Below are 20,569 nucleotides of genomic sequence, written 5' to 3'. Positions count from 1 at the left end.
GCCGCCGGGCGTGCACCGTTCGGGGATTTCTCTCGCGGTGGGGTGGCCTGACGGGGTGGCCCGCGGCCCCTGCCCCCGGTGCCCCGGAATGGAGAAGACCGCCCGTCTCCCGGGGGCGGGGGACGGGCGGTCGTGGAGGTGGGCGGCGGTCAGCCGCTCACCGGGGCCGGGGCACCGGCGTGATTACGCCTCGACGCCGATGCGGCCGCCGTCGGCCTTCCAGGCGACGACCACTGCCGGACGCGGGTTGGAGTTGCCGCCACCCGGCCAGTGGGAGGCCGGGTTCTCGACGGTCGCGCCGTCGGCCTCACCCGGGTGCTGGACGCTGACCAGGACGCGCTCGTCGTTGATGATCGGGCCGCAGGTCTCGGCGGTCTGCGGGACGGTGAGGAAGCACTTGAGCTCGCCGCGGTTCTCCCCCTCGACGTCCACGGCGTACAGGCCGTCGTTGGAGCCCAGAGCGTTGCCGTCGGTGGAGACCCACAGGTTGCCGTGGGAGTCGAAGGCCAGGTTGTCCGGGCAGGAGATCGGGGAGACCCGGGACTTGTCGAAGCCGCCGAAGTAGGTGTAGGCCTCGTCCGGATCGCCGCAGACGAGCAGCAGGTTCCAGGTGAATCCGGTACCGGCGTGGTCGTCGTCGATCTCCATGACCAGGCCGTTCTTGTTCTCCTTGATGGGGGCGTACTCCATGACGCCCTCCTTGCTGCGGTCGGCGTTCTCGCCGGTGGCGCCGCGGTAGGAGTTGTTGGTCAGCGCCATGTAGACCTTGCCGGTCTTCGGGGAGGCCTCGACGTCCTCCGGGCGGTCCAGCTTGGTCGCGCCCACGACATCTGCGGCCTCGCGGGTGAAGACGGCCACTTCGTCGGCGGAGAAGCCCTCGACGTGGGACTCGGCGGTGCCGTCGGCGTGGGCGGTCAGCAGCGGGGCCCAGGTGCCGGTGCCGTCGAATTCACCGTCGGACGGGAGCTCGCCGGAGCCGTCGATCTCGCTCTGCGGGGAGTCGCCGTCCATGCGGGCGACGTACAGGGTGCCGGCGTCGAGGATGGTCATGTTGTGCTCGAGGTTGCCCTCGATCATCTTCTTCGAGGAGACGAACTTGTAGAGGTACTCGAAGCGGGAGTCGTCACCGGAGTAGCAGACGACGGTGCCGTCGCCGGTGATGTGGACGTTGCCGGCCTCGTGCTTGAAGCGGCCCAGGGCAGTGTGCTTGACCGGGGTGGAGTCCGGGTCGAGCGGGTTGAGCTCGACGATGTATCCGAAGCGGTTGACCTCGTTCGGTTCCTTGGCGACGTCGAAACGGTCGTCGAAGCGCTCCCACTTGCGGCCCGACTCGCCTTCGCCGATGCCGAAGCGGTCCAGGGACTCCTTCACGCGCGGGTCAAGGTCGCCCCTGGCGTTGGCGAAGTACTGGTTGAAGTTCTCCTCGCCGGAGAGGATGGTGCCCCACGGGGTGACGCCGCCGGCGCAGTTGTTCAGGGTACCCAGGACGTGGGTACCGGTCTGGTCGGCGGAGGTCTTGACATGGTCGGAGCCGGCGGCCGGACCGACCAGGCGGAACGGGGTGGTGGCGGTGATGCGGCGGTTGAGCGGTCCGAATTCGCGCTTCAGCTCACCGGAGCCGGCGACCTTGGACACCTCGAGGACGGTCATGCCGTGGCCGGCCCAGCCGATCTCGACCTGCTCCCTGGTCGGGTTCTCCGAATCGTAGTTCGGGTGCATGTCCGGCTCGGTGGTGTACTCGTGGTTGGCCACGTACACCAGGCGGTTCGGATCGGACGGGTGCGCGAGCAGGCCGGCGAAGTCATTGTTGAAGCCGAACTGCCGCGCGGCGGCCTCGGGGGTCTGGTTGTTGATGTCGAACCCGGGTGCGCCCTCGATGACCGGGTCGCCCCAGGCGATGAGCACGGACTGCTCGTACCCGGCGGGGACGACGACGTCGTCGAGGGTGTTCGGCTCGACCGGGGTGAACTGCAGGCCCGGGGCGGAGACGTGCCCGGTGCCGCCGTTGTTGCTGCTGCCGGGGAGAGAGGACGAGGAGCTGCCCCAGGAGGACAGGGAGCTCTGTGCGGCGGCCGGGGCCGCCAGGGCCGCGGCGCCACCGACGGTCAGGACGGTCAGGCCGCCCGCCTTCAGCGCGGAGCGGCGCGACATCAGATCGCCGAAGTACGGGTTGTCGGACTTGTTGTCACACTCGCCGAAGCAGGCGTTGCCGCACTTGTACTCACAGGTCATGGAGCTGCGGCTTGAGGTGAATTTATTGGTGAGAAGGTTGAGGCCCTTCAGTGCCACGGTGCCCTCCAAAGGCTCTAAAAAATTTCAATCTGTTGCGAAGACCAAGGGAATCGTAGGAGACGCATGTGACCGAATGGAGAGTGGAAAGTTACGCCGCGATGAATTTAATGCGGCCAGCGGGCGAAGATGTGACGAGGCTCCTCACGAAGCGAGGTATGTGTGATCCAAATCGCACGGGTTTGGCCGGGGAAATTAATTGAAACGGCTTAACTCGTGTTAATCTCATTCCTGTCGTTGTTTCTGCCCCCGAAGGAGCGAGTCCCCTTGTTCGTCACCACCCAGCCCACCCGCACCCGTCACCTCACCCCGGAGCACGAGGAGACCATCAAGGCGACGCTGCCGCTCGTCGGCGGTCAGATCGAAGAGATCGCCCGGGTCTTCTACCGCACCATGTTCGGCAATCACCCGGAACTGCTGGCCAACACCTTCAACCGCGGCAACCAGAAGAGCTCCGCCCAGCAGAAGGCGCTGGCCGCCTCCATCGCCACCTTCGCGAAGACCCTGGTGGATCCCGAGGCTCCGGACCCGGTCGACCTGCTGGGCCGCATCGCCCACAAGCACGTCTCCCTGGGCATCACCGAGGACCAGTACCAGGTCGTCCACGACAACCTCTTCGCCGCGATCGTGGAGGTGCTGGGTGCGGACGTCGTCACCGCCGACGTCGCCGAGGCCTGGGACGAGGTCTACTGGCTGATGGCCGAGACCCTCATCGGCCACGAGGACGCGCTCTACGCCTCCGCCAACGTCGAACCGGGCGACGTCTTCCGCGACGTCACCGTCACGGCCAAGGAGGAGCTCACCGGCACGGTCACCATGTTCACCCTCAGCGGCGAGGGACTGACGAAGCCGCGCCCGGGCCAGTACACCTCCGTCGGTGTGAAGTTGCCCGACGGTGCCCGTCAGCTGCGTCAGTACTCCCTGCTCGACGGCTCGGCCGACGAGTACCGCATCGCCGTCGCCCGGGACGGTGAGGTCTCCGCCTTCCTGCAGGACAATGTCGAGGTCGGCGACAGGGTGCAGGCCACCCTCGCCGCCGGTGACCTCGTCCTGGCCGAGGGCAGCGACGCCCCGGTGGTGCTGGCCTCCAACGGCATCGGCTCCACCCCGATGGTCGGCATGCTCGCCCGCCTGGTCGAGAACGGCTCCGACCGGGAGATCGTGGTGCTCCACGGCGATGACAGCGAGGCCACGGACGCGCAGCGGGAGCAGACCCGCGCGCTTGTCGAGCAGCTGCCGAACGCCAGCCTGCACACCTTCTACCGCGACAACGGTGAGCTCGTCACCGTCGACGCGGTGCCGGCCGACGCCGATGTCTACCTGTGCGGCGGTAACCAGTTCCTGCAGAGCATGCGCGCCCAGCTCGCCGGGCTGCCCGAGGGCAGGGCCCCGCGCGAGGTCCACTACGAGCTGTTCTCCCCGAACGACTGGCTGCTCTAGCGGGTGGGGCGGCGCGTGGGTCCGGGCAGGGTCCGCGCGAATAATGACCACCCGGTGCGCCGGGTGACGGAGGGAGGTTGCGATCGGGCAACCTCCCTCCGTTGTCGTCCGAGCGGATTTCGGGTGCCGGGGCGAGGGGGTCTCGGCGCACAGGGCGGCCACGTTGTCGGTGATCGTCGGCGCGGAGCCCCGGGAGGGCGGTGCCCGTCCGTGTTTGTCGCCCCAGGGTTTTGCCTGCTGCCTTCCGTCGCCCCCGCTTTCACGTCGTCACGTGAAGAAATGGATCAAGGCTCCGATGACGAACGCCGAGGTGGCCAGCGAGGCAAAGACGAACTCGAGCAGCATGCCGAGTCCCATGGACTTCATCGCCTCCCACGAGGAGCGCCAGGCCGCGGCGAGGTCTCGTCGACGGACCAGCTCGGCGATCAGCAGGCCGACGGCGAAACCGAGGAACAGCCCGACAACCGGGATGATGAACATTCCCACAATGCCCACCACGACGCCGGCCACCACCGGTCCGTTCGGGATGCGTTCCCGGCGCATCTTGCGTCCCGTCAGTACGAGGGATGCGCTCATTCCGATCAGCGCGAGCACAACGCCGATCAGGGCTGCCGTCCAGGACGCGGTCGATCCGACCAGCCAGGCCCACGCGACAAGAGTGATGATCACCAGGACGGATCCGGGCAGAATCGGGAAGATCGTGCCCAACACGCCGACCGCGAGCAGTAACCCGGCGACGATGGTGATGATGGCTTCAAGGGTGGTGGTGTCCATGGGGCCAGTGTCCCACCGGTCCCACTCGGGCACCACGCGTTTATGGGCCCGCACGCCCTTTGCCCGGAGGGGGACGGGGGAGGGGCGCCGCACCTCGGACAATGGGGGCCGGGAATCGCTCACTGTCACCGGTTTTTGCCCCTCGCTGACCGGTGGGCCCGTCAACCTACCCCGCTTCCTTCGGGGGCCGCCCACGGCGGGGGAGCTCGCCCACGTCGCGGGGCAGTCGACCCGCGCGACGCAGTGAATCGCGCAGCATGACCTCGATCTGGGCGTTCACGCTGCGCGTTTCGTCGTCGGCCCAGCGGGTGATGGCCTCGTGGACGGCCGGATCGATGCGCAGGGCAATGCTTTTACGTGCCATGGAGTGGCTCTAAGTGTAGAGGCTGCCGGTGTTGATCATCGGCTGCGCGTTGGTGTCCGAGCACAGGACGACCAGCAGATTGGACACCATCGCGGCGCGCCGCTCCGGGTCCAGATCCACGATCTCCTTGCGCTCCAGCTCGGCGAGGGCGGATTCCACCATGGACACCGCACCATCGACGATGGTCTCGCGGGCGTCGACGATCGCCGTGGCCTGCTGGCGTTGCAGCATCGACTGCGCAATCTCGGGGGCGTAGGACAGGGCGGAGATGCGGGCCTCGAGGATCTCCAGGCCGGCGACCTTCACCCGCGCGGCGACCTCATCGGCCAGCTCACGGGAGACCAGGTCCGTCGAACCGGACAGGGAGGGGTTGTTGGCCGTGCCGCCGTCGTAGGGGTGGGAGGTGGCCACGTGCCGCAGGGCGGACTCGGACTGGGACTGGATGAACTCCTCGACGTCCTCCACGGAGAAGGTGGCCTTGGCGGTGTCGGCGACCTGCCAGACGATGATCGCCCCGATCATCACCGGGTTGCCGCCCAGGTCGTTGACCTTGATCTCGCTGGTCTCGAAGTTGCGCACCCGCACGCTGACCTTGGTGGAGTAGGACAGTGGCGGGATCAGGGAGAGTCCGGTGCGGCGGTTGGTGCCCAGGTAGCGGCCGAAGAACTGGACCACGTGGGTGTGGCCGGGCGAGATGATCTTGATCATCGGCATCAGGATGAAGGACACGAGTGCCGCGAGAATACCGAGGGTGAGCAGTGCGGGGCCGCCGTCGCCGTTGCCGTCCATCAGGAAGATTCCCCAGATGGCCAGGCCGATGCCACCGAAGAGGAGGATGAGCGTGACGACGAGTGTGGCTGCGGCGGCGCCGGCCCCGGCGGTCCAGGTCGGCTGCTCGGTGACGTCGACCCGGGCACCATCGTGACCGACGGGGCGGTCGGCGACCTCGGCCCCAGGGACGGGGGAGACGTCCTGGTCGGTCGCCGGGTCAGGGTCGTGGTCGGAGGGGTGTGGGGGAGTGGTCATGGCGGGTCCTTCCGGGTCGGGTGGGCGCGAGATAATCTGATATCAGTTTACGGAATCTGATATCAGATTTCTAGGGCCCAGGTCTTTTCGGCTGTCCACCGCGCTATGCACTACCCTTGGAGGACGTGACCGACGCAAAGAATCCTCAGGCAAGCAAGGCCGATTCCGGCAACGATCTTCCCGAGCAGCTGCGCATCCGCCGCGAGAAGCGTGCCCGCCTGCTGGAGTCCGGCGTTGAGCCGTACCCCGTCGCCGTCGACCGCACCACCTCGCTGAAGGACCTGCGCGAGAAGTTCGTGGTCGTCAAGGAGGATGAGGACGTCGAGAAGCGCGAGGGCGTGACCTACCTGGCCCCCGGCGAGGAGACCGGGGCCGAGGTCGCGGTCGTCGGCCGCGTCATGTTCATCCGCAACACCGGCAAGCTGTGCTTCGCCACCCTCCAGGAGGGCGACGGCACCCAGCTGCAGGCCATGCTCTCGCTCGCCGAGGTCGGCGAGGAAGCGCTCGCCGGCTGGAAGTCGGACGTGGACCTGGGCGACTTCGTCTCCGTGCGCGGCCGCGTGGTCGCCTCCCGCCGCGGCGAGCTGTCCGTGATGGCCACCGCCTGGACGATGGCCTCGAAGTCCCTGCGCCCGCTGCCCGTGGCCTTCGCCGACATGAACGAGGACCAGCGGGTGCGTCACCGCTACACCGACCTCATCATGCGTGAGCAGGCCCGCACCAACGCCATGACCCGCATCATGGTCATGCGCGCCCTGCGCCACCACCTCGAGGACGAGGGCTTCCTGGAGATCGAGACGCCGATGCTCCAGACCCTGCACGGCGGCGCCGCGGCCCGTCCCTTCCGGACCCACTCCAACGCGCTCGACATCGATCTCTACCTGCGGATCGCGCCCGAGCTGTTCCTCAAGCGCGCCGTCGTCGGCGGCATCGACCGCGTCTTCGAGGTCAACCGCAACTTCCGCAACGAGGGCGTGGACTCCACCCACAGCCCGGAGTTCGCGATGCTGGAGACCTACCAGGCCTGGGGTGACTACTCCGATGGCGCCGAGACGATCAAGAACCTCGTCCAGGCGGTCGCGCAGGAGGTCTTCGGCTCCACCACCGTCACGCTGTCCGACGGCACCGAGTACGACCTCGGCGGCGAGTGGCCGGTCATCGAGATGTACCCCTCCCTGAACGAGGCGCTGGCGGCGAAGTTCCCCGGCCAGCCCGAGGTGACCATCGACACAGGTGTCGAGGAGCTCAAGGCGATCGCGGAGGTCATCGGCCTCGAGGTCCCGGCCAAGGGCGGCTGGGGCCACGGCAAGCTCGTCGAGGAGATCTGGGAGACGCTGTGTGAGGACCAGCTCGAGGGCCCGATCTTCGTCAAGGACTTCCCCGTCGAGACCTCCCCGCTGACCCGCCAGCACCGCTCCAAGCCGGGCGTGACCGAGAAGTGGGATCTCTACGTCCGCGGCTTCGAGCTGGCCACCGGATACTCCGAACTCGTCGACCCCGTCATCCAGCGCGAGCGGTTCGAGGACCAGGCCCGCCTGGCCGCCGGCGGCGACGACGAGGCCATGGTGCTAGACGAGGACTTCCTCGCCGCCATGGAGCAGGGCATGCCGCCGACCGCGGGCTGCGGCATGGGCATCGACCGCCTGCTCATGGCCCTGACCGGCCTGGGCATCCGCGAGACCGTGCTCTTCCCGATGGTCAAGCCGGAACCGAGGCAGTAGCACGCTTCTCGACGCCCCGTTTGACGACGCCGCGCCCCACGCACCGTATGCGTGGGGCGCGGCGTCGGTTTTTGTGTTTCAAGGATCGCTCCGGTGGGGGTCGGCGATGGAGAGCTGACCGGGCGGATGCTCGAAGAGGGGTCTTTCAGAGGCAGACGAGGTAGCCCCCAACGGGGCATGGGCAGGCGAAGACGAGAAAAGACCTGACTCAGGTTCCGCCTACTGGGTGCAAATTCAGGGAAATACACCTCCTCAAAGGGCGAGTGCCCGGAGGGTCCGACCATTCTCGCCATCTACTGTCAGCGTTCCTGCCGTGAAAAGACACGGGTGGCGGTGCCGGCGGACAAGGCCTGCTGTCTCCCCAGCGAACCGGTCATACCTGCGGGGTCGGGGCATCGCCCCCTGATCCCGGACAAAGAAGGCCGGAAAGCCCACAGTAAGGCCAAAGGAACCCGGGGTGGGAGGCCACCGGTCTTCGATTCTGCGGCCCATGAGGGCCGCAACGTCATCGGGCGGTTGCATACCTACAAGCACAATCCCAGGGTGGGCACGCGTCACGACAAACTTACCGTCCGGTTTTGGGCGGTTATCCAGGTCGCGGGCGGCAACCGCTGGCTCACATGACTTTCAGGACAGGAGTCGGAAGCCCCATGAACCGTGTGCCGGGATCAGGACTCTTGCTTTTCGCTCGAAGTGCCCGAGCTGATTGTCGGCCGTATGATTGCAGACGAAAGTAGACCGGGTCCCACAGGACCCGACCTACTTCAATCAACGACTTTCCGCCTCCGTGGCTCAGCGTGCCGTCGCGTCCGCCATCTGCGGGGCTTCCCCACGGGTGTGCAGGTAGCCGGCGATTGCCAGGCGGTTGATTGCGGACCTGCTCACGATGCCCACAACCTGGCCGTTCTCGCCGCGGACCACCGGCACCTTCTTGATATGCGCGTCCGACACCGCCGCAACAGCATCTGCGATCGAGGAGCCGACGTCGATGGTGAGGACGTCGTGGGTGGCCAGCTTCATGACGTTCAGGCCCGCCAGATCGGACATGGCCTGCTCCAGGTCCTCGTCGGCACCGATCGCGTAGGAATAGATCGACGTGGAGGACGGGTGAGCTGCGGACAGGTAGCGCATGACGTCACCATCGGAGAGGAAGCCTGCCAGGGAGCCGTCCGTATCGATGATCGGTGCCCCGGAGATGCCGCGTTCAGCGAAGGTCTGCAGAGCCTCCAGCACCGTCTGGTCGGAGGACAGGGCGTAGACGTCGGACTTCATGATCGACTCGACGGTGTTCTCCGGGCTCTGGGCAGTATCGGTCGAGCGCTGGGACTGCGCCGAGCGGTAGGCGAGGAACGCCAGGAGGATGCCGATCAGCGAGGTGACGACCACCAGGACGACAGCACCGCGGAAGCCGGTGAGCAGCGAGTCGAACTCGTTGTTTCCGGCGTTCAGGTTCGCGGTGGTCAGAGCACCGTAAATGCCGGCGGCCAGGGAGGTGCCCACGCAACCGGCGATCTGGAAGCTGGTGGAGACCACCGTGACACCGTGCGGGCTGGTTTCCCGGTCGAGGTGGGACAGGGCGAAGGTCTGCGACGGTCCGATGACGAACGCAGTGGCCAGCACGGCCGGAATGTAGAGCAGTGCGAAGAGCAGGATCGATGAGTAGCCGGCAGCCACCCCGACCAGGGTGACGAAGACGGCCATGATGAGGAATCCGAGCGGAATCGACCAACGACCACCGTGGCGGTCGAACAGGCGACCTGCCACCGGCCCCATCACGACGGTGAGGAGGATTCCCGGTGCGAGCGCGAGCGAGGCGCCCAGCGGCGCCATACCGTGTGCGGCCTGCAGGAACAGCGGAATGGTGACGTTCATCGCGAACACGAACAGCAGGCCGAGCATGGTCATCAGCACGCCGAACACGAACGGGGCACTGGAGAACGGACGCAGGTCGATCAGCGGATGCTCGATACGACGCTGGCGGATGACGAACATCCACAGTGCCAGCAGGCCGATGACGGCGGAGACGCCGGCGTAGAGGGCGGTGCCACTGAATGCGGAGGACACACCGTAGAGGATGCCGACCAGGCCCACTGCCACGAGCAGGAACGACAGGATGTCGAGAACCTGGCGACCCAGCTCAGCGACATTGCGCAGAGCAATTGCGCCGGCCAGCAGCACGATGAGGGTGAGGCCACCGAAGACCCACATCAGGGTGGTCCACGGGGCAACGGTCAGAAGCGCGCCGGACAGGACGATCGCCAGTGACGGCCCCAGCGTGGTCATTGCAGCCATGATGCCCATGTTGAGCCCCAGCTTCTCGCGCGGCGAGACAGCCAGGGTGATGTTCATGCCGATGGGCGTGAGAAGGCCTGTGCCGATGGCCTGCAGCAGGCGTGCGATGAGGAGCACGCTGAAGGTCGGGGCGAGGGCGCCCACCACCGAGCCGACCACCATGATCGCGACGACGGCGACGAACAGCGGGCGGGTGGGGAACCGGTGGTAGAGGACGTTCGAGACCGGTACGAACACGGCGGCAACCAGCAGATAGCCGGTGGTCAGCCACTGGACGGTGTTCACGTCGACGTTGAAGTCCTCCATGATCGGCGTGAAGGCGACATTGAGGAAGGTCTCGTTGAAGGTGGCGAGGAACGCGGCGGCGGCCGCGACCGCGATCATCCAGGCGGCACGGCCCGGGGAGTGCACAGGGGCAGTTTGAGATGGGGGCATGGATTTTCCTGACATTCGGCGGTGGAGTGGCTGATCGACCGTGCCGTGTCAGAAGGTTCTGCAGATACCTCGCGTGTCGTGTCATCGATGCGCCGTGACGGCAAAGTAGCCATCGAGCCCAACAGTGTATCACGTAGTTGAGTCTTAGTCCAAGCAGTTGCCATCGGTGGGGGCCAGATGCCGGAGAATGGGTGTAGCTGGTGAGGAGGGGCTGACCCCACTGCGCTCATCTCTGCTCAGGGAGGGATGCTGAACCACCGGAGAGGCGATGTCCCGGAACCAGGTGTTGTCGCAAACTCGCGTACTGCGCCCCGTTGAGGCGCGGTCTCCTGGGGCCCTGCTGGTCGGGCACCTTCAGGTCGGCGGTCCGGTGATTGGGCTGCCGCTGTTGATGACCGTGCCCTTTGACTCTGCTCGCGTTCGAGAAGTGAGACACGAAGATGAGCGTGAACGCCGGGGTCGCCTCGGTGGTCCCGGCGGTCCGTCCCATCCCGTCCGGCCTTTGCCCCCATGCGCTGCCCCGGAAATACCTGTCCCGGGTCAAGGTCCCCATCGTGCTCGTGTGCCTGTTCATGTTGCCCGGTGCTCTCCTCCGGGATGCGTTCTCCCCGCCCATCGGCCGCATCTACGGCAAGGCGGGTCTCCGTCCGGTGGCCATCCCCGGCACCCCTGCTCATGATGGTCTCCCAGGGATGGCTTGTCTTCACTATCACGGAGGACACCTCCGTCGGCCTGCTCAGCGCCATCATCATCTTCAATATCGGCATGACCCCCGTCATGACCCCACTGCCGATGGATTTCTGTGCTCACGGCTCCGCGATCATGAACATGCCGCAGCGGTTCGACGGCGCGGCGGTCATCGCCCCGGTGTTCATGGGCCCGCTCCCGCACATACCGAAGGTCGTCGTAGAGTCCGGCTCGACCACGCAGGAGACCGCAAGGTGGACGTCGAGTCTGTTGAGCGGTCACTTCGCCACCGCATCCGCTGGGACGGCCGCCGGGCAGGCGATGTAGTTTCCCCGCCCATCCCGCGTACGAATTTCAACGCCCTATCGCCGCCCCGCACACGCCGGGCCGGCGGTGGGACGCTTTCCTGTCCGCCATCGTCATGACTCCATTGCCGGATCTTCACTGGGGCGCGCTTTGAGGACCGGGGGTCCCGGCTTTCGGCCCGGAAGCCTTCCGCCTGCGTTCTCATGACGCGCCCGAGCACGTGGTGTTGTACGTTTCCGGCACTCCGGGCCAGATTTTGCAGGGACCGGGTACCGACGATCCCCGGTGTCCTGACGCAGTGGCGGGATGCGGGACGCGGGACCGGAGCTGTGGTCATGGTGGATTGAAACCGGAGGGGAGAGGCCTGGAGCGGGGCGTAGAGAACGCCGCTCTAGACTCCAAGGTTTTTCCAAGGTCTAGAACCGTTAGGGCTGTGATTTATATACACCATGCCACAGAAAAGTAACGGACTTTCTGAGTATTTTCGTTAAGGTCGCTAATTTCTGGGTTTTGTAATGTTTTACAGCTGATGACCTTGTTTTTCTCTGGACCTGCTGTTTTGTGAAGGTGATATTTGCAGGAATTGGCCCACTATCTATCGCTGGCCTTTGGATGCTTTTGGTTATCGGGGGGCCTATGGTGTGACTTTTGGGGAACAACTTGCTAAGTACTTTCGGGGAAGGGGGAGATTGTCCAATTAGCGCCTTGACCTCTTCTTTTTCAGAATCAGACAGTGGATGGGAGTGGAATTTCACTCGGAATCCCATTGCTTGCGGCGTGAAATTACCCCCACATTAGGGAGGTTCCGCGGGAAGTTTTTCGGACCCTTCCGGGGGAGGCTGAAGCCGTCCAGCTGCAGGTAACGGGCGTAATATTCTCGTAATTTTTCTCAGGCAGGTGATGTTCAGGCTCGAAGAGAAACCTTAGAAAAAGCTGGCGGGACCCCTTTGGCTGCCTTATAGTTCGGGCAGCGACAGGTTGCTGGACCGAAGCACCAAGCACGACATGGAACACGTCCCGTAAAACGTCTCACTGTCGATTGTCGCGCCCCAGCGGGTCACCACGGGCCAATCCCGGGTGGTTTGCACTTCCCACAGATGACCAACGAGGAGAACCACTCCAATGATCAAGAACCGCATCCGCACCGCGGCTCTCGCAGGTGCCATCGCTGTCGCCACCGGTGTCTCCGGCCTGGCCGTCCCGGCCATGGCGCAGGACGCCCAGGTTGCCACTGCACAGTTCACCGTCGAGGATGGCTCCGCCGCCGTCTCCGCCGACCCGCAGAACATCGACGAGAACGAGCTGCGTGAGCTGACCGACGCCACTGGTGACTACCTCCGTGGCTGGGATCGTGCCGACGGTGTCCGCGACATCGTCCGCGCCTACCTTGAGACCGGTGAGGCCGGCTTCGACCCGTCCGAGGAAGCTGCTCAGGCCGCTTTCGAGGGCGCCCGCGCTGACGCTGCCGCTCAGCTCGCCACCTCGGCAGAGAACATCACCAAGGCCCGTCAGTCTGTCGCGTTCGCTCTGCAGGCCGACCACACTGCCACCAACGCATGGAACGCCCTGCGTGGTGCCCTGGATGACACCCGAGATGTGGTGAACCCGCTGATCGAGGCCACCAACGAGGCCAACCGGTACCAGGGCGAGGAGTTCTGGGACTTTGAGGCCCTGTACACCACCGGTGGTATCGGCCACTCCGAGTCTGACCTGGCTGCCGCCTACCGCGATCTGCTCGAGCTGCGGGACGACATCAACACCCAGTACGAGACCGCTGGTGAGTGGCAGATTGACGACCGCTACAACCGCGTCACTCGCGAGCACATGGCCGCCCTCGACGTTCTGAAGGAGGAGGTTGATGCTCAGGTGGCCGCCATCGAGGGTGTCTACCAGGAGGCCATCGACACCAACCGTGAGGCCCAGCGTTCCGACGTCCTGGTTCGCCAGCTCTACCTGGAGCGCGCCACTGCTCAGCGCGACACCCTCCGCGTTGTCGAAGCCACCTTCCGCACCGCCGCCCGCCAGGTCGAGCTGTACGGTGATAATGACACGCTGGTGGGTAACGACGAGCAGTCCCTGCGGGGTCTCTACACCGCTCTGCTCGCTCCGAATGGCCCGCTGCTCAACGGCCTGAGCATGAACCTCGATTTCCTCGATGAGGCTGATCGTGAGACCTACTTCGGCCACGACGCCTGGTGGACCGACCTGGGCAACAACGCTGACGGTCGCTTCCAGATTTACCGCGAGCACCTGACCTTCGCGTCCGAGAGCTACTCCAAGATCTTCGCGAACGCCACCGTCTGGCAGAACGAGCTCTCCCGTGTCGAGCTGCTCGATCAGAAGGCTGCCGACGAGGTCGCCGAGCGTGAGGCAGAGCGAGAGGCTGAGAAGGCCGCCGCCGAGGAGGCTGCGCGTCAGGCCAAGGAGGCCGCTGAGCGTGAGGAGCGGATCGCCAAGGCCCTTGAGGAGCTGGCCAAGGCCCGCGAGGAGGCCGGCAAGGACAACGGCAACAACAACGGTGACGACAACGACGACGACGACGTCAACGAGGGTTCCTCTGAGGGCTCCTCCGTCGGTGGCCTGGGCATCTTCGCCGCCCTGGCCGGCGTCGTCGGCCTGATCGCCGCCGCCTTCCCGTTCGTCTCCAACTTCCTGAACCTGAACCGCTAATCTGACTGGGCGCTGAACCGCCCCACGGAACAACGGTTTCACGAAACAGCCCGTCCAGTTGGACGGGCTGTTTTCGCGTTCCTATATATATAGGAGACACCACCCGCGCGTATTCCTGCGGGGTGGGTGCGACGCGGCGTCGATAAGCACAGGTGGGGCGCCCGAGTTGAAGGACGGCACCGCGGGTGGCAGCATAGTGAGGTTTCCCTTATCCGTTATCTCCGGAAGGTCCCATTTCCCACATGAACACCGGATCCCCCACCGGGCAACCGCCCGTGATCCCCCGCGAGGTCAAGATCGTACTGTCGGTACTGGTCATCTCGGCGATGGTGATGATCCTCAACGAGACCATCCTGTCTGTGGCGCTGCCGGCCATCATGTCGGACTTCAATGTCGGCGCGGACGTGGCACAGTGGCTGACCACCGGCTTCATGCTCACCATGGCCGTGGTCATCCCGACCACCGGTTTCCTGCTGCAGCGCTTCACCACCAAGGCGATCTTCCTCACCGCCTTGAGCCTGTTCGCCGTCGGCACCCTGGTCGCGGCCATCGCCCCCGCCTTCAGCGTGCTGCTGGGCGCCCGTGTCATCCAGGCCGCCGGCACCGCGCTGGTCCTGCCGCTGCTGATGACCGTCGCGCTCACCGTCATCCCGCCGGAGCGCCGCGGCACCGTCATGGGCATCATCGCGATCGTCATCTCCGTGGCACCCGCCATCGGCCCGACGGTCTCCGGCTTCATCCTCAACTCGCTCAGCTGGCACTGGCTGTTCTGGGTCATGCTGCCGATCGCGCTGCTCGCCCTGATCGCCGGCGGTTCCATCATCCGCAACATCGGCGAGACCCGGACCTCCCCGTTCGACGTGCCCTCGGTCATCCTCTCCGCCGCGGCCTTCGGCGGCCTGGTCTACGGACTGAGCTCCATGTCCTCCATCATCGAGGGGGAGGGAACCGCCGCCATCACCGCGATCATCGTCGGCGTGTTCGCCCTGGTGGGCTTCGTCTGGCGCCAGATCGGCCTGGGGAAGAAGGACCGGGCGCTGCTGGATCTGAGCCCCTTCCGGATCCGCAACTTCACCGTCTCCCTGGTCGTGGTGCTGCTGGCGATGGGCTCCCTGCTGGGCACCATCATGGTCCTGCCGATCTACCTGCAGACCGCGCTCGGGGTCAGTGCCCTGGTCACCGGCCTGGTCGTGATGCCGGGTGGTCTCCTGCAGGGGCTGGCGGCCCCGCTGATCGGCCGACTCTACGACGCGGTCGGCCCGCGCCCGATCCTGATCCCCGGCGCCATCCTCATGACCGCGACGGTGTGGTGGATGACCACGCTGAGCACGGACTCGCCCACCTGGATCGTCGTGGCCATGCACATCTGCTTCTCCATCGGCCTGGCCCTCATGATGACCCCGCTGATGACCACCGCGCTCGGCTCGGTCCCCGCGCACATGTACAGCCACGGCTCCGCCATCCTGAACACCCTGCAGCAGCTGGCCGGTGCCGCCGGTACCGCCGCCATGATCGCCGCGCTGTCCATCGGCACTGGGCTGGCGTCGGAGGCGGGGCGGACGACCGCGGAGGCCACCGCCACGGGTACCCGCTCGGCCTTCATCCTCGCCGGGGTGATCGCGATCTTCGCCCTGATCGGTTCCTTCTTCGTCACCCGCGTGCAGGAGCCGGTGGAGCAACAGGTGCCGGCCACCGCGGACGAGGCGGACGAGGGCGCTCCTCGGGCCGTGTGATCCGCGACTGAAACGGCACGGCCCCGTCCATTCCTGATCACCGGGAATGAACGGGGTCGTTCTTGTCCGGGTGAAACCGTGTCCCCTCGGGGCGCTAGCCCCGCGTCTCGCGGGCCTTGCCCTCGGCGTAGCCCTCCAGCGACTGCACCCCGATGACCGCGCGCTCGTGAAAGGCCTCGATGGAGTCGGCGCCGGCGTAGGTGAAGGAGGAACGCACACCCGAGGTGATCTGGTCCACCAGGTCCTCCACGCCGCCCTGCTTCGGGTCCAGGTAGATGCGGGCGGAGGAGATGCCCTCCTCGAACATGGCGCGCCGGGCCCGCTCGAACGCCTCGACGTCCGCGTTGCGGTTCTCGACGGCCCGTCGCGAGGCCATGCCGAAGGAATCCTTGTACATCCGGCCGTCGGACTCGAAGTGCAGGTCCCCCGGGGACTCGAAGGTGCCGGAGAACCAGGAACCCACCATCACGTTGGAGGCGCCGGCCGCCAGGGCCAGGGCGACGTCGCGCGGATCGCGCACCCCGCCGTCGGCCCAGACGTGCGCGCCGAGTTCCCGGGCGGCCGCCGAGCACTCCACGACCGCGCTGAACTGCGGGCGGCCCACGCCGGTCTGCATGCGCGTGGTGCACATCGCGCCGGGCCCGACACCGACCTTGACGATGTCCGCGCCCGCCTCGACCAGATCCCGCACGCCCTGCGCGGTGACCACGTTGCCGGCGACCACGGGGACGTCGACATCCATGGCGCGCACACGCTTCAGCGCGGAGATCATCGACTCCTGGTGGCCGTGGGCGGTGTCGACGACGAGGACGTCGGCGCCGGCGTCGAGAAGCGTGCGGACGCTGCGCTCGATGTCGCTGTTGATGCCGATCGCCGCGCCGACGCGCAACCGGCCCTTCGCGTCGGTCGCCGGGGTGTAGATGGTGGCACGCAGCGCACCGGCACGGGTGAGGATGCCCTTGAGGTCGCCCCGGGTGTCGACGACCGGCGCCAGCTTGCGGCTGGCCTCACGCAGGCGGGTGAACGCCTCGCGTGGTTCGATGTCCTCGGGAAGCGTGAGCAGTGAGGTGGACATCAGGGTGCCGACCTGCGTGAAGTTGTCGACGCTCCGCAGATCCTTGCCCGTGATCAGCCCGACCGGCTTGTCGTCATCCACGACGACCGCGGCACCGTGGGCGCGCTTGTACAGCAGGTTGCGCGCGTAGCCGACGGTGTGGTGCGGCTTGATGGTGATCGGGGTGTCGAAGACCAGGTGGGCGCTCTTGACCTTGGCGATCGTCTCGGCCGCGATCTCCGCGGGCACGTCCTGCGGGAGGATGGCGACGCCGCCGCGCCGGGCGATGGTCTCGGCCATCCGGCGACCGGCGACCGCCGTCATGTTGGCCACCACCAGGGGGATGGTCGTGCCCGTGCCGTCCGGGGTGGACAGATCGACCGACATGCGGGAACCGATGTCGGAGCGTGAGGGCACCATGAACACATCGGCGTAGGTCAGCTCATAGGGTGGGGTGGAATCGTCGAGAAAACGCATCGCTGCCTCTTTCGTCTCTGTCGTCGAGAGGAATTCGCTCGCCGTCGACGTTACGCATCGCGGGCGATCGGCGGGTGGGGACGGGTGCGGGAATTTCGTGCTGCGGTGTGGCACAGGGGAAAGGGTTGGGGCGGTGGCCCAGGGGGCGGACGCGGCACCGGTGGCCACTCTGCGCCCGCGGCACGTCAGGCGGTGTCCTTCATCCGCCCGGAAGATGCCGGTTCCGGGCCCTGAATCTAATTCGAAATCCGTTGTTCGCTACCGGCGTACAAACCTTTGACCAGGGGAGATGGCCCTTTTCTGGGATTTGACGGGTCCAGGAGCAAATTTCTGGGGCCACTCGCGCGTTAGAGTGAGTGACAAGTTAGGCCAAAAGGTTAGGGGAACGACATGTTCGAGAGGTTCACGGACCGTGCACGCCGCGTTATCGTCCTGGCACAGGAAGAAGCGCGGATGCTTAACCACAACTACATCGGCACGGAGCACATCCTGCTCGGCCTCATCCACGAGGGTGAGGGCGTGGCGGCCAAGGCTCTGGAGTCCATGGGTATCTCCCTGGAGGACGTCCGCCGCGAGGTCGAGGAAATCATCGGACACGGCAGCCAGCCGCACACCGGTCACATTCCTTTTACCCCGCGCGCCAAGAAGGTCCTCGAGCTCTCCCTGCGTGAGGGCCTCCAGATGGGTCACAAGTACATCGGCACCGAGTTCCTGCTGCTCGGCCTGATCCGCGAGGGGGAGGGCGTGGCCGCCCAGGTGCTCACCAAGCTGGGTGCCGACCTGCCGCGCGTGCGCCAGCAGGTCATCCAGCTGCTCTCCGGTTACGAGGGCGGCCAGGGCAGCAACCCGGAGTCCCCGCAGGGCGGTGGCCAGGGTGGTGGCCCGATCGGCGCCGGCACCGGTGCCGCACGTGGCGGCCAGGCCGGCCAGGGTGGCGCCGGCGAGCGCTCCAACTCGCTGGTGCTCGACCAGTTCGGCCGCAACCTGACCCAGGCCGCCAAGGACGGTAAGCTGGATCCGGTCGTCGGCCGCGGCAAGGAGATCGAGCGGATCATGCAGGTCCTCTCCCGCCGCACCAAGAACAACCCGGTGCTCATCGGCGAGCCGGGCGTCGGCAAGACCGCCGTCGTCGAGGGCCTGGCCCTGGACATCGTCAACGGCAAGGTGCCGGAGACCCTGAAGGACAAGCAGGTCTACTCCCTGGATCTGGGTTCCCTGGTCGCCGGCTCCCGCTACCGCGGTGACTTCGAGGAGCGCCTGAAGAAGGTCCTCAAGGAGATCAACCAGCGCGGCGACATCATCCTGTTCATCGACGAGATCCACACCCTCGTCGGTGCCGGTGCCGCCGAGGGCGCCATCGACGCTGCGTCGCTGCTGAAGCCGAAGCTGGCCCGTGGCGAGCTGCAGACCATCGGTGCGACCACCCTGGATGAGTACCGCAAGCACATCGAGAAGGACGCCGCCCTGGAGCGCCGCTTCCAGCCGGTCCAGGTCCCGGAGCCGTCCGTCGAGCTGTCCGTCGAGATTCTCAAGGGGCTGCGCGACAAGTACGAGGCGCACCACCGCGTGTCCATCACCGACGGTGCACTGACCGCGGCCGCCCAGCTCGCCGACCGCTACATCAACGACCGCTTCCTGCCGGACAAGGCCGTCGACCTCATCGACGAGGCCGGTGCCCGCATGCGCATCAAGCGTATGACCGCCCCCGAGGGTCTGCGCGAGATCGACGAGCGCATTGCCGACGTTCGCCGCGAGAAGGAGGCGGCGATAGACGCCCAGGACTTCGAGAAGGCCGCCGGCCTGCGCGACAAGGAGCGCAAGCTGGGCGAGGAGCGTTCCGAGAAGGAGAAGCAGTGGCGCTCCGGTGATCTCGAGGAGATCGCCGAGGTCGGCGAGGAGCAGATCGCCGAGGTGCTCGGCGCGTGGACCGGTATCCCGGTCTTCAAGCTCACCGAGTCCGAGTCCAACCGACTGCTCAACATGGAGGATGAGCTCCACAAGCGCATCATCGGCCAGGACGACGCGGTCAAGGCGGTCTCCCGGGCCATCCGCCGCACCCGTGCCGGCCTGAAGGACCCGAAGCGCCCCTCCGGCTCCTTCATCTTCGCCGGCCCGTCCGGTGTCGGTAAGACCGAGCTGTCGAAGGCGCTGGCGGAGTTCCTGTTCGGTGACGACGACTCCCTCATCCAGATCGACATGGGTGAGTACCACGACCGCTTCACCGCGTCGCGTCTGTTCGGTGCTCCCCCCGGGTACGTCGGTTACGAGGAGGGCGGCCAGCTGACCGAGAAGGTCCGCCGCAAGCCGTTCTCCGTGGTCCTCTTCGACGAGATCGAGAAGGCGCACAAGGAGATCTACAACACCCTCCTGCAGGTGCTCGAGGACGGCCGTCTCACCGACGGTCAGGGCCGCGTGGTCGATTTCAAGAACACCGTGCTCATCTTCACCTCGAACCTGGGTACCCAGGACATCTCGAAGGCTGTCGGCATGGGCTTCACCGGCTCCAACGAGACGGACTCCGACGCCCAGTACGACCGGATGAAGAACAAGGTCAACGACGAGCTGAAGAAGCACTTCCGCCCCGAGTTCCTCAACCGTATCGACGAGATCGTGGTCTTCCACCAGCTCACCCGGGAGCAGATCGTCGCGATGGTCGAGCTGCTCATCGGCCGCGTGTCCAAGGCCCTGGCCGAGAAGGACATGGCCGTCGAGCTCACCGACAAGGCCAAGAACCTGCTCGCCAAGCGTGGCTTCGACCCGGTGCTCGGTGCCCGTCCGCTGCGTCGCACCATCCAGCGCGAGATCGAGGACACCATGTCCGAGAAGATCCTCTTCGGCGAGCTCGGTGCCGGCGAGATCGTCACGGTCGACGTCGAGGGTTGGGACGACGAGTCCAAGGACGCCGACAGCGCGAAGTTCACCTTCACCCCGCGTCCGAAGCCGCTGCCGGAGGAGGACTTCGGGGACCTCTCCCCGGAGGACATCGACAAGCTCGAGGAGAGCTACGACGAGGCCGACGGCGACCGGGTCTCCAGCATCGAGGCGCCGCGCTCGGGCTTCGGCCCCGGTGAGACCGGTGGCGCAGGCGGCGGTGCGGCGCAGCAGTAGCTGACGCCTCCCACGGGAGTCGTGAAGCTCTCCGCCCGTCCGACCATCGAACAGCTCCCCTTCCCGAATCATCGGGAAGGGGAGCTGTCCGTCTGTGTGGGGCCGCCGGGGTTTCACGTTCCGCTCCTCGGGCGGGGAGCAGGTGCCCCACAACGGGGCGCTGTCGACGCAGACCACGACGGCAACCACCACG

12 protein-coding genes are annotated in these 20,569 nt (G+C 66.3%); 6 read left to right on the top strand and 6 right to left on the bottom strand.

Annotated elements, in window-relative coordinates; all coding sequences use genetic code 11:
* Window positions 1–183 precede the first annotated feature (183 nt).
* A complete protein-coding gene (locus A605_RS12410; RefSeq protein ID WP_027004401.1) occupies window positions 184–2,289 on the bottom strand; it encodes a PhoX family protein in 2,106 nt (701 codons plus the stop codon).
* 267 nt (window positions 2,290–2,556) lie between these two features.
* Between A605_RS12410 and A605_RS12405 the strand changes: the two genes are divergently transcribed.
* Entirely contained in the window at window positions 2,557–3,729 is a 1,173-nt protein-coding gene (locus A605_RS12405; RefSeq protein WP_015401852.1) for a globin domain-containing protein, read from the top strand.
* Window positions 3,730–3,996: 267 nt separating this feature from the next.
* Here the strand turns inward: A605_RS12405 and A605_RS12400 are convergent, their stop codons facing one another.
* From A605_RS12400 to A605_RS12390, 3 genes are all read right to left on the bottom strand, one after another.
* Complete coding sequence (locus tag A605_RS12400; RefSeq protein WP_027004402.1) at window positions 3,997–4,503, bottom strand: DUF456 domain-containing protein; 507 nt, start codon at window positions 4,501–4,503, stop codon at window positions 3,997–3,999.
* A gap of 166 nt (window positions 4,504–4,669) precedes the next feature.
* Window positions 4,670–4,867, bottom strand: a complete 198-nt coding sequence (locus A605_RS12395) for a type II toxin-antitoxin system antitoxin (RefSeq protein ID WP_015401850.1) — start codon at window positions 4,865–4,867, stop codon at window positions 4,670–4,672.
* A 9-nt stretch (window positions 4,868–4,876) separates the two neighbouring features.
* Window positions 4,877–5,893: an SPFH domain-containing protein gene (locus tag A605_RS12390; RefSeq protein WP_015401849.1), complete on the bottom strand. Its 1,017-nt coding sequence runs from the start codon at window positions 5,891–5,893 to the stop codon at window positions 4,877–4,879.
* Between the two features lie 125 nt (window positions 5,894–6,018).
* On the opposite strand from A605_RS12390, the gene lysS reads away from it, so the two are divergent.
* The gene (gene lysS / locus A605_RS12385) at window positions 6,019–7,614 is read left to right on the top strand and encodes a lysine--tRNA ligase (protein WP_027004403.1); all 1,596 of its coding nucleotides are present in this window, start codon (window positions 6,019–6,021) and stop codon (window positions 7,612–7,614) included.
* A 792-nt stretch (window positions 7,615–8,406) separates the two neighbouring features.
* On the opposite strand, the gene A605_RS12380 is transcribed toward lysS, so the two are convergent.
* Window positions 8,407–10,317, bottom strand: a complete 1,911-nt coding sequence (locus A605_RS12380; protein WP_015401846.1) for an MFS transporter — start codon at window positions 10,315–10,317, stop codon at window positions 8,407–8,409.
* Between the two features lie 699 nt (window positions 10,318–11,016).
* Here A605_RS12380 and A605_RS12370 point away from each other — a divergent pair.
* The 3 genes from A605_RS12370 (at window position 11,017) to A605_RS12360 (ending at window position 15,737) form a co-directional block, all read left to right on the top strand.
* Entirely contained in the window at window positions 11,017–11,355 is a 339-nt protein-coding gene (locus A605_RS12370) for a hypothetical protein (RefSeq protein ID WP_015401844.1), read from the top strand.
* A 1,101-nt stretch (window positions 11,356–12,456) separates the two neighbouring features.
* Window positions 12,457–14,004: an S-layer protein PS2 gene (cspB, locus tag A605_RS12365; protein WP_015401843.1), complete on the top strand. Its 1,548-nt coding sequence runs from the start codon at window positions 12,457–12,459 to the stop codon at window positions 14,002–14,004.
* A 242-nt stretch (window positions 14,005–14,246) separates the two neighbouring features.
* Window positions 14,247–15,737 carry an MDR family MFS transporter gene (locus A605_RS12360; protein ID WP_015401842.1) on the top strand — a complete coding sequence of 497 codons (1,491 nt, stop codon included), beginning with the start codon at window positions 14,247–14,249 and terminating at the stop codon, window positions 15,735–15,737.
* A gap of 94 nt (window positions 15,738–15,831) precedes the next feature.
* On the opposite strand, the gene A605_RS12355 is transcribed toward A605_RS12360, so the two are convergent.
* Window positions 15,832–17,268: a GuaB1 family IMP dehydrogenase-related protein gene (locus A605_RS12355; protein ID WP_015401841.1), complete on the bottom strand. Its 1,437-nt coding sequence runs from the start codon at window positions 17,266–17,268 to the stop codon at window positions 15,832–15,834.
* 390 nt (window positions 17,269–17,658) lie between these two features.
* On the opposite strand from A605_RS12355, the gene A605_RS12350 reads away from it, so the two are divergent.
* Complete coding sequence (locus A605_RS12350) at window positions 17,659–20,376, top strand: ATP-dependent Clp protease ATP-binding subunit (protein ID WP_034990906.1); 2,718 nt, start codon at window positions 17,659–17,661, stop codon at window positions 20,374–20,376.
* Window positions 20,377–20,569: the final 193 nt, after the last annotated feature.

This window comes from Corynebacterium halotolerans YIM 70093 = DSM 44683 (genome assembly GCF_000341345.1).
Classification (GTDB): domain Bacteria; phylum Actinomycetota; class Actinomycetes; order Mycobacteriales; family Mycobacteriaceae; genus Corynebacterium; species Corynebacterium halotolerans.
The sequence above is the reverse complement of the archived record's forward strand: the minus strand, read 5'-3'. Positions and strand labels throughout refer to the sequence as shown.

Coding starts and splice junctions, on each gene's coding strand:
- A605_RS12400 (WP_027004402.1), bottom strand. CDS start 4,503: ATGGACACCACCACCCTTGAAGCCATCATCACCATCGTCGCCGGGTTA.
- A605_RS12395 (WP_015401850.1), bottom strand. CDS start 4,867: ATGGCACGTAAAAGCATTGCCCTGCGCATCGATCCGGCCGTCCACGAG.
- A605_RS12390 (WP_015401849.1), bottom strand. CDS start 5,893: ATGACCACTCCCCCACACCCCTCCGACCACGACCCTGACCCGGCGACC.
- A605_RS12370 (WP_015401844.1), top strand. CDS start 11,017: ATGATGGTCTCCCAGGGATGGCTTGTCTTCACTATCACGGAGGACACC.
- cspB (WP_015401843.1), top strand. CDS start 12,457: ATGATCAAGAACCGCATCCGCACCGCGGCTCTCGCAGGTGCCATCGCT.
- A605_RS12360 (WP_015401842.1), top strand. CDS start 14,247: ATGAACACCGGATCCCCCACCGGGCAACCGCCCGTGATCCCCCGCGAG.
- A605_RS12355 (WP_015401841.1), bottom strand. CDS start 17,268: ATGCGTTTTCTCGACGATTCCACCCCACCCTATGAGCTGACCTACGCC.
- A605_RS12350 (WP_034990906.1), top strand. CDS start 17,659: ATGTTCGAGAGGTTCACGGACCGTGCACGCCGCGTTATCGTCCTGGCA.